The sequence below is a fragment of the Chryseobacterium sp. T20 genome (assembly GCF_047345655.1).
Classification (GTDB): domain Bacteria; phylum Bacteroidota; class Bacteroidia; order Flavobacteriales; family Weeksellaceae; genus Chryseobacterium.
Genome location: NZ_JBLFDU010000032.1, coordinates 1 through 333, shown reverse-complemented (window position 1 = coordinate 333; position 333 = coordinate 1). Strand labels below are relative to the sequence as shown.

Below are 333 nucleotides of genomic sequence, written 5' to 3'. Positions count from 1 at the left end.
CTGAATCTGGACTACACTATTCCAGCAGCGAAATCATCATCTTCTGATATTTTAGGTAAACCAGCGGGAACTTATACGCAAACAGTAACTTATACCGCAACTGCTTTATAATAAAAAACACATCAATTTTATAATAAAAAAACACATCAATATACATGCCCTCAGTACCTGAAAAGTATTGAGGGTTTTTCTATTTAAACCCAATGAGTAATCCTGTAGTGATTTTACTACACGAACTTCCTTTTTCCACTACAAAGAAACTTTTAGCATCACTATAAATTTGCAGTATACAAAAGATAACAATTAAGTAAAAAATAACAATAAAATATTACC

At 30.6% G+C, this 333-nt stretch carries 1 pseudogene; it reads left to right on the top strand.

From position 1 onward, the window contains the following. Positions 1-111, top strand: a pseudogene (locus tag ACMA47_RS25170) (peptidoglycan-binding protein LysM); the annotation flags it as partial. Between the last annotated feature and the right edge of the window lie 222 nt (positions 112-333).